The organism is Tamlana flava, from assembly GCF_041287255.1.
Taxonomy (GTDB): domain Bacteria; phylum Bacteroidota; class Bacteroidia; order Flavobacteriales; family Flavobacteriaceae; genus Tamlana; species Tamlana flava.
Window position 1 is genome coordinate 268,282 of the sequence record NZ_JBGGTX010000003.1, and the last position, 13,749, is coordinate 282,030.

The 13,749-nt window shown below is 37.8% G+C and carries 14 protein-coding genes; 6 read left to right on the forward strand and 8 right to left on the reverse strand.

The window, feature by feature from the left end:
* Window positions 1-69: 69 nt before the first annotated feature.
* Window positions 70-1,317, reverse strand: coding sequence for an exo-beta-N-acetylmuramidase NamZ family protein (locus tag ACB104_RS10290; protein ID WP_370478464.1), 1,248 nt, complete (start codon window positions 1,315-1,317; stop codon window positions 70-72).
* Window positions 1,318-1,324: 7 nt separating this feature from the next.
* Here ACB104_RS10290 and ACB104_RS10295 point away from each other — a divergent pair, with 7 nt between their 5' ends.
* Entirely contained in the window at window positions 1,325-2,560 is a 1,236-nt protein-coding gene (locus tag ACB104_RS10295; RefSeq protein ID WP_370478465.1) for an ABC transporter permease, read from the forward strand.
* A 110-nt stretch (window positions 2,561-2,670) separates the two neighbouring features.
* Here the strand turns inward: ACB104_RS10295 and ACB104_RS10300 are convergent, their stop codons facing one another.
* The 5 genes from ACB104_RS10300 to ACB104_RS10320 all read right to left on the reverse strand — a co-directional run bounded on the left by ACB104_RS10300 (window position 2,671) and on the right by ACB104_RS10320 (window position 8,239).
* Window positions 2,671-3,267, reverse strand: coding sequence for a pseudouridine synthase (locus ACB104_RS10300; RefSeq protein ID WP_370478467.1), 597 nt, complete (start codon window positions 3,265-3,267; stop codon window positions 2,671-2,673).
* The gene (locus ACB104_RS10305) at window positions 3,254-5,545 is read right to left on the reverse strand and encodes a type IA DNA topoisomerase (protein ID WP_370478469.1); all 2,292 of its coding nucleotides are present in this window, start codon (window positions 5,543-5,545) and stop codon (window positions 3,254-3,256) included. The genes ACB104_RS10300 and ACB104_RS10305 overlap by 14 nt, the downstream gene beginning before the upstream one ends.
* A gap of 90 nt (window positions 5,546-5,635) precedes the next feature.
* Window positions 5,636-6,631, reverse strand: a complete 996-nt coding sequence (locus ACB104_RS10310; protein WP_370478470.1) for a glycoside hydrolase family 43 protein — start codon at window positions 6,629-6,631, stop codon at window positions 5,636-5,638.
* 71 nt (window positions 6,632-6,702) lie between these two features.
* Window positions 6,703-7,500 carry a lysophospholipid acyltransferase family protein gene (locus ACB104_RS10315; protein ID WP_370478472.1) on the reverse strand — a complete coding sequence of 266 codons (798 nt, stop codon included), beginning with the start codon at window positions 7,498-7,500 and terminating at the stop codon, window positions 6,703-6,705.
* A gap of 97 nt (window positions 7,501-7,597) precedes the next feature.
* Window positions 7,598-8,239 (reverse strand): NUDIX hydrolase, encoded by a 642-nt coding sequence (locus tag ACB104_RS10320; protein ID WP_370478474.1) that lies wholly within the window; start codon window positions 8,237-8,239, stop codon window positions 7,598-7,600.
* 28 nt (window positions 8,240-8,267) lie between these two features.
* Between ACB104_RS10320 and ACB104_RS10325 the strand changes: the two genes are divergently transcribed.
* The 5 genes from ACB104_RS10325 to ppk2 all read left to right on the forward strand — a co-directional run bounded on the left by ACB104_RS10325 (window position 8,268) and on the right by ppk2 (window position 12,305).
* The gene (locus tag ACB104_RS10325) at window positions 8,268-8,972 is read left to right on the forward strand and encodes a peptidylprolyl isomerase (RefSeq protein WP_370478475.1); all 705 of its coding nucleotides are present in this window, start codon (window positions 8,268-8,270) and stop codon (window positions 8,970-8,972) included.
* A gap of 53 nt (window positions 8,973-9,025) precedes the next feature.
* Window positions 9,026-10,237 carry a low temperature requirement protein A gene (locus ACB104_RS10330; protein ID WP_370478477.1) on the forward strand — a complete coding sequence of 404 codons (1,212 nt, stop codon included), beginning with the start codon at window positions 9,026-9,028 and terminating at the stop codon, window positions 10,235-10,237.
* Between the two features lie 211 nt (window positions 10,238-10,448).
* Complete coding sequence (locus tag ACB104_RS10335) at window positions 10,449-10,937, forward strand: ester cyclase (RefSeq protein ID WP_370478479.1); 489 nt, start codon at window positions 10,449-10,451, stop codon at window positions 10,935-10,937.
* A gap of 155 nt (window positions 10,938-11,092) precedes the next feature.
* The gene (locus ACB104_RS10340) at window positions 11,093-11,524 is read left to right on the forward strand and encodes a DoxX family protein (RefSeq protein ID WP_370478480.1); all 432 of its coding nucleotides are present in this window, start codon (window positions 11,093-11,095) and stop codon (window positions 11,522-11,524) included.
* A gap of 40 nt (window positions 11,525-11,564) precedes the next feature.
* Window positions 11,565-12,305, forward strand: a complete 741-nt coding sequence (gene ppk2, locus ACB104_RS10345) for a polyphosphate kinase 2 (protein WP_370478482.1) — start codon at window positions 11,565-11,567, stop codon at window positions 12,303-12,305.
* 9 nt (window positions 12,306-12,314) lie between these two features.
* Here the strand turns inward: ppk2 and ACB104_RS10350 are convergent, their stop codons facing one another.
* Both ACB104_RS10350 and ACB104_RS10355 read right to left on the reverse strand, forming a co-directional pair.
* Window positions 12,315-12,929 (reverse strand): trimeric intracellular cation channel family protein, encoded by a 615-nt coding sequence (locus ACB104_RS10350; RefSeq protein WP_370478484.1) that lies wholly within the window; start codon window positions 12,927-12,929, stop codon window positions 12,315-12,317.
* Window positions 12,930-13,016: 87 nt separating this feature from the next.
* Window positions 13,017-13,736, reverse strand: a complete 720-nt coding sequence (locus tag ACB104_RS10355; RefSeq protein ID WP_370478486.1) for an RDD family protein — start codon at window positions 13,734-13,736, stop codon at window positions 13,017-13,019.
* Between the last annotated feature and the right edge of the window lie 13 nt (window positions 13,737-13,749).

Here is a 13,749-nt window from a genome sequence, read left to right on the forward strand (position 1 = left end):
TTATCAAAACCCTTTACTTAAGCAATAATTTGAAAGTTGGCATTTATCCATCTACCCGTGAATAATGTTTTAAGGGTAAAGTAGGTACTTTTGGCGTGTTTTTTTAAATTGACTTAAACCCTCTGTCCAAGTGGCTTTAATTCGTTCTTCAGTTAAACCTTGCTCAATTTGTTGTTGCAGTTTTTCTGTGCCAGCCAATTTCACGAAGAAGTTATTGAAAAATTCAGATTTCTTATCGGTATTATTGTAAGCTTCAATTAACCACTCCAAGTTCAATGCACTTAAATTTTTGGATTGGGTTAAATCCTTTCCATAACATACTTTACCTTCATGCTTGGGGTATTTGGCTCCTTCATTGGGTTTTGGTGTAAACTCAGAATTAAATTGGTCAGGATTTAAAAAGGGACTTCCAAAAATTTGAAACTGCTTATTTGTGCCACGTCCAGCACTAACATTAGTCCCCTCAAAAAAACACAAACTAGGATAAAGATTAATGGCTTTATCATTTGGCAAATTGGGGCTTGGCTTAATAGGCAAGCTATAACTTGAATTATGACTGTAATTTTCAACAGGAATAACAGTAAGATTGCACTGCACTCCATTGGCCAGCCATTTTTCCCCATTTAACATTTGGGCATATTCACCAATGGTCATGCCATGCACTACTGGAACAGGATGCATGCCAACAAAGCTTTTGTGTTCCAATTCCAAAACAGAGCCATCAACGTAATGTCCATTAGGATTTGGCCTATCCAAAACCAAAAGCGGAATGTTGTTTTCGGCACAGGCTTCCATAACATAGTGGAGCGTAGAAATATAGGTATAAAAACGAGCCCCCACATCTTGGATATCAAAAACTATAATATCCAAATCCTGCAATTGCCCATTTGAAGGTTTTTTGTTGTTTCCGTAAAGCGAAATGATAGGTAATTGAGTTTTGGTGTCTATACCGTCTTTTACCTTTTCCCCCGCATCTGCCGTTCCTCTAAAACCGTGTTCTGGAGCAAATACCCTAACCATATTCACTTTCAATGACAGCAACGAATCTACCAAATGCGTACAAGTTCCATCATTAAAAATCACCGAAGTTTGATTCGCCACCACCCCAACTCGTTTTCCTTTCAAAATTGGCAAATACTTTTCAATTTGATTGGCACCCACAACAATGTTTGTGTCACCCTGAACTTGTTTCAGGGTCTCATCAAGATGGTTTGAATTTTCTTTTGAAGCCAGTCCTTCCGTCCTCCTCACGTTTCCGCAAGAAATCATTATCAAAACAAATAATAAAACTGTATTTTTGAACACAATAAACTTCATTTAAAGATTGAATTACGAGTTTTTTATAGCCAAACGCATTATTGGCAGTAAAGCGTATAAAAGTAGCATATCGGCACCAATAATAAAAATTGGTATTGTTGCTATTGCAATAGGCATTGTGGTGATGATGATAGCCATAGCAACGGGCATTGGTCTGCAACAAAAAATTCGTGATAAGGTGGTGGCTTTCAACGGACATATTACCATTTCAAATTACGATAGCAACAACTCGCAGGAAAGTCTTGTGCCCATTTCCAAAAACCAAGAGTTTTTCCCCGAATTTAAATCGGTTGTGGGTATTGACCATATTCAAGGAGTGATATCAAAATTTGGCGTAATACGCACCAAAACCGATTTTGAAGGCGTGTATTTAAAAGGTGTTGGGTCAGATTATAATTGGAAGTATTTTAAGGAATTTTTAATTGATGGAAGACTCCCAGATTTCACTGGAAAAAGAAACGAAGATGTGCTTATTTCAGAATATCTGGCCAACAGGTTAAAGTTTAAGGTGGGCGATAGCTTTCAAATGGTATTTGCAAAAGACGACCCCGAAAAACTCCCCAATATTATAACCTACAACGTAGTGGGCATTTACAGTTCTGGCTTTCAAGATTTGGATGCCCAATATATCATTGGTGATATTAGACATTTGCAACGCATAAACCGATGGGAAAACGACCAAATAGGAAATTTTGAGGTGTTTATAAATGACTACAGCGAACTGGAACAAAAAGGACGCGAAATTTACCAAAACACCCCATCAACATTCAACACACAAACCGTAACCGATAAATACTATTCCATTTTTGAATGGATAAAAATTTTCGATAAAAATATTTTTGGCATTATTGGTATCATGATATTGGTGGCTGGCATCAACATGATTACAGCACTCTTGGTTTTAATACTGGAGCGCACCCAAATGATTGGTATTTTAAAAGCCATGGGCAGCAGTAACTGGAGTATCCGAAAACTCTTTCTTTACAATGCGTCCTACCTTATTTTACTCGGTTTGTTTTGGGGAAATTTAATAGGCCTAGGTCTTCTGTTTGCACAAAAATATTTTAAACTTTTCCCGCTCGACCCCAGTGTTTATTATGTTACCGAAGCCCCAGTTTACATCAATTTAGGCTATGTTTTAGCCCTAAATATTGGCACACTCGTTTTATGCCTGCTCATGCTTTTAATCCCCTCTTACATCATCACCAAAATATCGCCTGTTAAAGCCATTAGGTTTCAATAATTAATACCTTTTTTTGCGTTACCGCACCCTTCGACTCCGCTCAGGGCAAGCGGTCGGGCTTTACGTTTATATTTTTGGCTCGATGCAAACCTCGCCAAAAGCTAACCACTTCAATCCCTAACGCGCAAATCAGCCAACTCAATAACATCACCTGCCAACATATATTCTATTTTGTAAGAGCCAATTCTAACACGTACCAAGCGTAAGGTTGAAAACCCAACTGCCGAGGTCATTTTTCTAACTTGCCTAAACTTGCCTTCGGTTAACGTTATCGATACCCAACTTGTTGGCCCGTGCCTATCGTCACGTATTTTTTGTGTTGCATTGGGTAAATCAGGAATATATCCAAGCTTAAAAACGGCGCATGGCTTAGTCATGTATTTTCGACCTGCAAAACCAATTTCAACACCAGTTTTCAAGCTGTTTATGGCTTCATCTGTGATATCGCCATCAACTTGGGCATAATATTCCTTTTTAACTTTTTGGCTATTTATAAGGTTGCTTGTTTTACCGTTTGTTGTGAGCAATAACAAACCTTCTGATTTTTCATCCAACCTGCCAACGGGCATAATACCTTCTGGGAAATCATGCAGTTCGCCTAAAAACCTTTTGTTCTTTTGTTGTTTAGAGTTGCTATAAAACTGACTTAGATAGCCGTAGGGTTTGTAGATTAAAAAATGCCTGTGATTTTCTTTAAACACGTCCATTCAAAATTTGATATACAAGTTCCTTTGTTGGTTTTTGACCATTGATTTTGGCTTTTACAACCTCGAAAGTCATTTTAAAATCACAACCCGATTTGTATTCGCTACAGCCATAAGCCGTTTTACCCTTCAAAATGGTTCCTTTGTTACATTTTGGGCACTTTGGTTCGTCCGGTAAAACTTTTTTCGACGACTTCTTAGGCTCTAATTTTAGTTTAAAATCATCATCAAAACGGACAAACCCTTCAACGATCTCGCTTTCAATTTTAAAACCTTTTAAGTTTACCGTACTTCCTTTTTTAAGCAAGCGTATAAACTGTTTTTCCGATATTCTTTTCCCACTAAAATTAAAAGGCATTACAAAATCGCAACCTGATTTAAACGTACTGCAACCATAAGCCGCTTTTCCTTTTAAAATATGCCCTTGCCGACATTTTGGGCACTTTTCGGCACTTATGCCCGCCTTTTCTTTGGCTTTAGCTTTGGCCTCTCTATGCTTAATCACATTGGCTTGCGATATGTTGGCGCGCGTTGCTTCGCTTCGCACTTCGTAAACCAAGGCATCTACCATGTGCTTCATGTTTTTTATAAAAGCTGCTGCACTAAATTCGCCTTTTTCAATGTCTTTGAGTTGCTTTTCCCAAGAGCCTGTTAGTTGTGCCGATTTCAATAATTCATTTTGGATGGTATCAATAAGCTGAATCCCCGTAACGGTCGGCAAAACCTGTTTTTTATTACGTTTTATGTATTTGCGTTTAAAAAGTGTTTCAATAATATTGGCCCGGGTTGACGGTCGCCCAATACCATTTTCTTTCATTAAATCACGCAATTCTTCATCGTCCACCTGCTTTCCTGCAGTTTCCATGGCACGCAACAAAGAGGCTTCGGTAAATTGATTTGGTGGTTTGGTTTCCTTTTCTAAAAACGAAGGTTCGTGTGGTCCTTTTTCTCCCTTTTCAAAGGTTGGCAAAATATCCGATTCTTTTTCTTTGGTATTAGGCTCTTCAAAAACTATGCGCCAGCCTCTTTTCAAAATTTCTTTCCCATTGGTTTTAAAAGGCACTTTAGCAGCATGCCCTAAAACGGTGGTATTTGAAACCGTACAATTGTCAAAAAAAACCGCAATAAAATGTTTTACAATAATATCATATACCTGTTGCTGCGCCAGATTCAATTGAGTTTGCATACCCGTTGGAATAATGGCGTGGTGATCGGTTACCTTTTTATCATTAAAGACCCTTGACGATTTCTTTATTATCTTTCCAAGAAGTGGCTGGGTTAGTGTTGCATAATTAGTTAATTTTTGAAGAATTCCAAAAACTTTAGGGTAAATATCGCTAGGTAAAAATGTGGTATCAACTCTTGGATAGGTTACTACTTTTCGCTCATAAAGCGTCTGAACAATTTTCAAGGTTTCTTCTGCCGAAAACCCAAATTTGGTGTTACAATACACCTGCAAGCCTGTTAAATCGAATAACTTGGGCGCATATTCCGTTCCTTCTTTTTTGGTGATAGACTCAATTTCAAAATCGCTTTCCTTTACTTTTTCGGCTAAAGCTTCACCTTCTTCCTTCTTTAAAAAACGCCCCTCCTCATAACTAAAAAGGGTATCGCGATAGGTGGTCTGCAGTTCCCAATAGGGCTGTGGTTTAAAATTTTCAATTTCCTTAAACCGATTGACCACCATGGCCAAAGTGGGCGTTTGAACCCTTCCAATAGACAAAACCTGTTTGTAACCGCCATGTTTTAAGGTATATAGTCTGGTGGCGTTCATACCCAATAACCAGTCGCCGATGGCCCTCGAAAATCCAGCGTAATATAAATTGTCGTAATTAGTGGCAGGTTTTAGGTTTTCAAAACCTTCTTTTATCGCCTCAGTAGTCAATGATGAAATCCATAACCGCTTAACCTCACCTTTGTACTTGGCTTCGTTCATCACCCAACGTTGAATGAGCTCTCCTTCTTGACCGGCATCACCACAATTTATAACCACTTCGGCTTTTTCAAACAAGCTTTTTACAATTTTGAACTGTTTTTGAATACCCGAATTCTGCACCACTTTAGTTTCAAACTTTTCAGGTAACATGGGGAGATTGTTCAAATCCCAACTTTTCCAATAAGGTTTGTAATCGTTGGGTTCTTTTAAGGTGCATAAATGCCCAAAGGTATAGGTTACCGCATAGCCATTACCTTCAAAATAGCCATCACGTTTGGTGTTCGCCCCTAAAACAGAAGCAATCTCACGAGCAACACTTGGTTTTTCAGCTATACAGACTTTCACTTAAAAGTTTTAAAAAAGTCCTGCAAAATAGAAATTTTGATGTGTTTTTTGAAGTGAAGTTTTTATGAGTTATTAACCAGCTTGTGTAAACTAGTCACCTTCATTTTGCATAAAGTCTGGAAAGCCACTTTCGGTCCATTTTAAAACCCTTGCACGCGTAGCCCGATTGGGGTCGGAAAGTTCATGACCCTTAATTTCCTTATAATCGCGGGCATGGTAAATCATGACATCAGTTTTTCCATCTTTGGAAGTAGTAAAGGAATTATGCCCGGGGCCATAACGTTTTAAATCTTCGTTGGTGTAAAACACCGGTCCAGGCGATTTATGCCAATTATTGATATCCAACAAATCGGCATTTTCATCAATCCAAAGCAACCCTAAGCAGTAGTTGTGATTCGTGGCACTGGCCGAATAGCTAACGAAAATCTTCCCGCCATGTTTAATAACCGCTGGACCTTCATTAACATTATATTTCATGCGTTCCCAACTTAATTCAGGTTCGGTGATAACAACCTCGGAACCTTTTAATTTCGTTGGCGATTCCATTTCGGATAAGACCAAACCTGTGCCATGGGCTCCTCCTCTTACGTTTTGTGCCCAAATAAGGTATCTTTTGTCATGATGCTCAAAAGTTGTAGCGTCTAAGGAAAAAGATTCAATGCTGGTTTTAATCTGCCCTTCTTCTTTCCATTTGCCTTTCATTGGGTTTTTTGAGGTATTGGACAACACCCACATTCTGATGTTCCAAATATTTTCAGCCTCACCAGCAGCAAAATAAATGTACCAAGTGCCATCAATATTATGGAGTTCTGGTGCCCAAATATGATGTCCCATAACGCCTTTTTCGTGCTTGGTCCAAATTACTTTTTCTTCGGCATCTTTTAGACCGTTGATGGTTTCTGATTTTCTCAATACAATTTTATCGTATTCTGGAACGGTTGCGATCAAGTAATAAGTTCCGTCATCCGATTTATGCACCCATGGATCCGCGCGCTCTTCGGCTAAAGGGTTATCAAACTTAATTTCTTGGGAAAGTGATACCTGGTAAAAACCGATACTTAAAGCAAAAATCAAAAAATACTTCATTGAATTCATTTATATAATGTCAAAAATTTAAACGTTTGAGATTGTTTTCTAAAACCATACCATTCATGGCTTTACCATTCCCTTTGTTTGTTAAGTTCCTCGAGAGCTTCCAATTCTTTTTGCGGAATCACTTTTAAAAATGAATGATGCTGCTCAATGGCATATTCAATCTTTTTTACGATCTCATCGGTGGTTTCATTATTGTAATCTATCTCCAATGGCGCTTTGATTTCCATAGATTGCAAGATGTTCTTCTTCTTAACACGCAATCCCTTTTTGTCAAAAGACCTTCTAAAACCATCAATGACAATGGGAATTACAATCGGTTTATAACGTTTAATGATGTGTGCCGTCCCTTTCCTGATGGGTTTGAAAGGCGTAGTTGTACCCTGCGGAAAAGTGATGACCCAACCGTCTTCCAAAGCCCTTCCAATATTGGAGATATCGCTCATTCTAACTTGTCTGTTAACATCCTTTCCTTCAGAACGCCATGTACGTTCAATACTAATGGAACCCACATAGGCCAATACTTTTGGTAGCAAACCTGCCCTCATAGTTTCTTTGGCCGCCACATAATAAATATTGAGTTTGGGATTCCAAAGGTAACCCACATTTTTTATGGAGTCTACACGACCACTCAAACTTGCATTAAACACGTGGAACATGGCCACAACATCTGCAAAATAGGTTTGATGGTTAGAAATAAACAGCACGTTGGTATCCGGTAGGTCTTTTATAATTTCAGAGCCATCTATTTGCAACTCGTTAAACCCCCTAAAGCGCCTATGCGTCATGGCTCCCAAAATTCTTATGAGCCATTTTTTTATGATTAATATGTGTCCGAATGGATTTCTTTTAAACAATCCCATAAAACCACAAGTTCAAAATTTGGTTAGTCCTACAATTTAAACAAATTCCAGCAAAACCCATTTAAATTGAGCGTACAAAAGTAACAAACAAAATAAATTACCAAAGCTGTTTCAGGATATCTTTAATTTCGCTGAGCATCATGGCCGTTGCCCCCCAAACCACATGCCCGTTCAGTTTAAACGCAGGCACCTCAACCTCAATGCTATACGAGGTGGTCAAACTTTTTGTTATTAAAACTTGGTCATCCAAAAAATGGTCTAAATTAACCTCAATAATGTCTTCAACCTCATCTTCTTGTTTGATAAATTGTGGTGTGTTTTTGGTTATACCAACAAATGGCTGTACATAAAAGTTGCTGGGCGGAATGTAAACCCTGGTCAATTTTTTTACAATTTCCATGTGGTTGATGGACACACCAATCTCCTCATTGGTTTCCCTTAAGGCTGCTTCTTCTAATGACTTATCATGCTTTTCAAGCTTGCCTCCAGGAAATCCCACCTGTGCAGAATGTACGCCTTTATAGGTTTTTCTTAAAATGAATACCAGCTTGGTCTCTTCAAATTCATCTGGGTAAAATAATGCCAAAACGCCTGCATGTTTTGCCCTTTTTACAGCCTCTTCCTGCTTTTTTAGGAGTTCTTGACGAAATGGAGGCATCATTTTAAAATGAGATGTTTCGGCTGGAAGCGGTATATTTTTTATTTTTGGTAGCGATTGTAAAAATTTATCAAAATTCATCTGAAAAAGCCCAAAGGCATTAATTTATATGAGACTTTTTTTAATGTTATGCGTTTTTTTCATCTTTCTGAATTGTGAAGATAAAAAAACTAAAAACAATAGTGCAACCAAAACCGAAGTTGAACAAAAAGACGCCGAAAGCACCCCTGAAGTGCTTGTCGAAGAACCAGAGCGCGAGTTCCCATTACTGAACTCAAAAAATGCCATGGAGTTCTTCTTGCAGTACGATAAAAAACATAAGGAAAACAAAGTGCGCATTACTACCGATTTTGGTTCTTTTGATATCTTGCTTTATGATGAAACCAAATTCCACCGCTCCAATTTTATTTTCTTGACCAAGCTAAAATATTTTAACGGTACCCAATTTTACCGCGTTATTGACAACTTTATGGTTCAGGCGGGCCACAGCGACGATAAAAAAACCATAGAAAAACGGAACAGTATTGGCCAATACCTGTTGCCGCCCGACACCAAACGCGGTTTTAAGCATGACCGTGGTGTTATTTCCATGCCAAGTAGCGAAATTGAAAATCCACATAAATTGGCCTCGCCTTTTGAGTTTTTTATTGTGCAACAGCACGGTGGCGCCCATTATTTAGATGGCGATTATACCATTTTTGGCCACGTAACCCGAGGTATGGATGTAATTGACAAAATAGCCAAAGTGGAAACCGACGAAGCCGATTGGCCTTTGAGAAACATTTATATTCGTAATGTAGAAATTCTAGAATAGTTGCTGGATTTTTAGATTAGTAAACTATAAAAATCATTAATAAAAACATGTTATTGAGAATCAACAAAATAAAAATGACTGGACGCAGTTTTACCGAAGGTCATCGCGCTGCTACTCCATTAGAACTATTTTTTGATTTAATATTTGTTATCGCCATTGCTTCTGCGGCGAGCAACTTGCACCATGAATTGGCAGCACATCATACATTAAATGGAATTATAGCATTTTTTATGTCCTTTTTTTCCATTTGGTGGGCATGGATGAATTTTACGTGGTTTTCCTCGGCTTACGATACTGACGACACCCCTTTTAGGTTAACTACTTTTTTGCTCATGTTCGGCGCACTCATATTTGCCGTGGGCGTGAATGACATTAGTTTAGGAAATTCTCGTCCTTATGTGCCTGTTTTCGGATTTGTTATCATGCGAATTGCTATGTCCATCCATTGGCTAAGGGCAGCTAAAGAACACCCCGAAAACAAAAAAACAAACCTTCGTTACGCCTTTGGGATTATTTTCGCCCAGCTATGCTGGGTAGCTTGGTTGTTTATTCCAAAGGATTTGGCACTTTGGGCATTTTTGGTTTTTATGCTCATTGAATTATTGGTACCGCTGTATGCTGAGGGCAAAAAATTAGCAACCAATTGGCACCCGCATCACATTGCCGAACGCTATGGTTTATTGACCATTATTGTTTTAGGAGAAGGACTTCTTGGAACCGCCAATACCATTTCTGGCTTGTTGAAAGACGAAACGCATTGGTCGGTAGCGGCTTTCCCTTTGGGACTAGCAGCAGCTTCTCTGATTTTCGCTTTATGGTGGACCTATTTTGAATTGCCTTGGGGAAGAGTATTAGAGGAAAAAAGAAGCCGAAAAGTAGGTTTTCTTTTTGGTTATTCCCATTTTTTGGTTTTTGCTTCTTTAGCTGCCGTTGGCAGTAGTCTGGAATTGATTGCAGATGCAACACAACAACACATTATGCCCAACGAAGTTACCGAACACCCTGTAACACCTCTTTTTGCCATAACAGCACTTTCTTTAAGTATTGGCATTTACCTTATTACAACAAGTATTTTGAGAATTTTACTTATAGACCGTTCAAAATACAATTGGTTGGCCCTGTTAACCAGTATTTTAGTTGCAGCTATCCCTATTTTTATGGTTTCTTTAGGGTTAGAAATTATATGGGCACTGGTATTTTCCGTAATTGGTATTTTAATTTACATCACTTTTTGTAATTGGACGAAGTGCAATGTTTATAAATAAATACTTTGTGCGATTTGAGAAATGATGGCATAGAACAGTTATCACCTGCCAAACAACTTAAATTTTGTAAGTAAGTTTTGCATATATTTGAGTGGTATGCGAAATAGGAAAAAACACCATGGCTTTTAGCCAATTATTGCAAGCCATTTTAAAACGACCTCATATCATTGACAGGAATAACAACTAAAAGATCAATTAAATAAAAACTCAAATGAAAAAATCTTTCTTCTCAGTTTTGCTTCTTACAGCAAGTATTCTTTTTTACGGTTGTAGTTCAAATACACAACAAACCAACTTGAACGCAAATCGTGATGTTGTAAAAAAATATCATGAAGTGTGGAGTAACGGACAGGTGAATGAATTAGACAAAATATTAGCACCAGATTTTGTGTGCCATTTTATAGACGGAAATGAGTGGAAAGGAATTGAAGGAGCAAATAGCTCTATTACAGGTCATAGAAAATCCTTTCCCGACTGGAATGAAGAAATAGTTGATATGATAAGCGAAGGAGACAAGGTTGTAACAAGATTTAAATCTACAGGAACTCAACTGGGAGCGTTTAATGGACTTGACCCGACTGGAAAGAAAGTTACCATCTATGAAACTGCTATTTACAGAATAGCAAACGGTAGAATAGCAGAGCAATGGGGGTTTCCTGATGCACTAAGTTTGAATAATCAACTTGAAGCGAAAAACTAAAATTAAGAGATTGTAAACTTAAGCTGGCTATAACTCATGGTTTGTGAAGTACTTGTAAAAAACAATAAATTCATGAACCCAATCAAGCTTTTCATCTCCGTCGGATGCAGCATTAAAATTGCCCGACACGAGTTATGGCCAAATCGTTAATTAATATGAATAAAAAACTAATAAAACTCTTTTTACGATTGGCTATATCGATTGGATTTTTATCTGCGGTGGCAGACCGATTTGGGATTTGGAGCAAAGAAGTAGCTGTTTGGGGTAATTGGGATAGTTTTTTAAGCTACACCGAATTAATCAATCCGTGGTTTCCAAAAACATTAATCCCAACAGTTGCAATTTTAGCAACTGCAGCCGAAATTAGTTTAGCCATTTTCCTAATCATCGGATTTAAAACAGAGTTGTTTGCAAAACTAAGTGGATTTCTACTTTTAATATTTGCATTGTCCATGACCTTTTCAACTGGAATTAAAGGACCGCTAGACTTTTCTGTTTTTACTGCTTCTGCTGGAGCATTTGCCTTGAGTTTAATGAAAGAAAAATATTTGGAATCAGATAATCTGATTTTGAAAACAGAAAAATAAAAACCACAACTCAACAAGCCATTCAAAAACTTATAAAGACATGTTACTACATTCCATAGAAAACGATCCCGAGTTTATACAGCTGCAAACCGAAATGGTACGTATGCAAAATTGGTTGATTGAATCGGGAAAAAGACTCATCATTATCTGCGAAGGGAGAGACAGTGCTGGCAAAGGCGGTGCCATAATGCGCTTTATCCGATTCATTAACCCAAGGCACTACAGAGTTGTGGCATTAAATAAACCTACCGCTGAGGAAAAGGGACAATGGTATTTTCAAAGATATATTAATCATTTTCCAAGCCCGGGCGAGATTGTTTTTTTCGACAGAAGCTGGTATAATCGTGCGGTTGTAGAACCTGTAATGGGCTTCTGTTCCCAAGAACAATACGACCTGTTTATAAAGCAAGTGGTCAAGTTTGAAGAAATGCTTATTGAAGATGGACTAATCCTCATTAAATTGTGGTTTTCCATTGATAAAAAAGAACAAGAAAAGCGACTTGAAGAACGAAAAGTAAACCCGCTAATAAGTTGGAAATTAAGTACCGTTGATGCTCAGGCCCAACAAAAATGGGATGATTTTACCAAGTATAAGGAACTTATGTTTGAGAAAACGGGTACTGAAAATTCCCCTTGGATTGTTGTAAAAGGAAATGATAAAGACCTTGCACGCAAAGAATCCATGAGATATGTGCTCAATAAAATTGGATACAGTCAAAAAGGACTTACGGGGATAAACCTAGACTTCGACCCTGAAACTATTAGGGTGAACAATAAATAATTAAAAACTTCAATTTTTATACACTTTCCTATAAATATTGGGCAAAGCAATCTTAAATTTTACTGCCAATAATCGGGTGATGATAACCACAAGACCGGCTATGATAAAAACAAAGTCTTCTTTAATGGGAAATTCATGAAGTACAAAATAAACAATACCTCCCAAAATACATGCTGTGGCATAAATTTCCTTTCTGAAAATTACGGGTATTTCGTTGCATAAAATATCACGTATCACACCACCAAAACTAGCTGTTATCGTGCCCAAAGCAATACAAATTATAGGGTGTAAATCGGTGTTCAATCCTTTCTCAATGCCCACCAAAGTATAGAGACCAATACCAATGGTATCGAACAAAAATAGCGATGTTCTTAAGTAATTTATTTTATTCCGCACAAGAATGGCGAAAATGGCAGACCCGAGAATTGCATACGTATAGTTCATGTCTTGCATCCAACTTACTGGTGTATTTCCAATCAGTAAATCACGTAATGTACCACCACCAACAGCCGTTACAAAGGCGATGATTAAAACACCAAACAAGTCCATCTTTTTATCAAAAGCCACTAAAACTCCTGAAATGGCAAAGGCTATGGTTCCTAAAATATCGATGGTGTAGAGCATGGTTTTGTTTGTTTTATTTGAGATTCCGAGACAAGCTCGGAATGAGTGATTCGCACACTTTTTCGAAAAAGAAAAGTGGCTCACTACTCACATATCTTGGGTATAAAAATTATAATCCTTTAAAATCACATCAATAAACTCCATATCGGTTTTTTGTTGCACGTCTTTTACACCAACCACTTCAATAATTTTGTTTCTCAATTTTATTAGTGTTTTGTAATCTCGCGAAGCCCTAGCTGAATTAAACGTATCCTTAATAATTCGGGCATCGTTATCGGACAATTTAATGACATTAGGATAAGTTGGTTTGTAATCGTCTCGCAAATTTTCAAGAATGGTGTGGCTAATATTTACAGTCTCTTTCAAACCAATTACCGCTGTTCCTGCGGCCATATCACCAATACGTTGAGTTTTCTTGTTGAACAACATCACAAAAAAGCCCAATCCAAAAATATAAACATCAACAATCCTAAAAAACCAGCGCACCACATAATCTGAAAAAGAAGCTTGATAGCCATCTATTTTAACCACCTTAATCTTCATAATTCGCTTGCCAATGGTTTGCCCTTCCAACAATGATTCCAATGCCAAAGTATAAAACATCACCGGGAAACTCAACACCGTATTTATGGCTATTTGCGACCATTGGTCCATATTGTCATAAGCCCCAAAGGTCCAGCTCATTACCATCATATAACCAATCTTGATGGCCCAATCTATAATGAAAGCCAACAAGCGCTCACCCGCCCCAGCAGCGTTGAACGAAATTTTTACATTTTGTGTTGTGTTAATTTGTAACTCTGACATTTTATATCTTAAT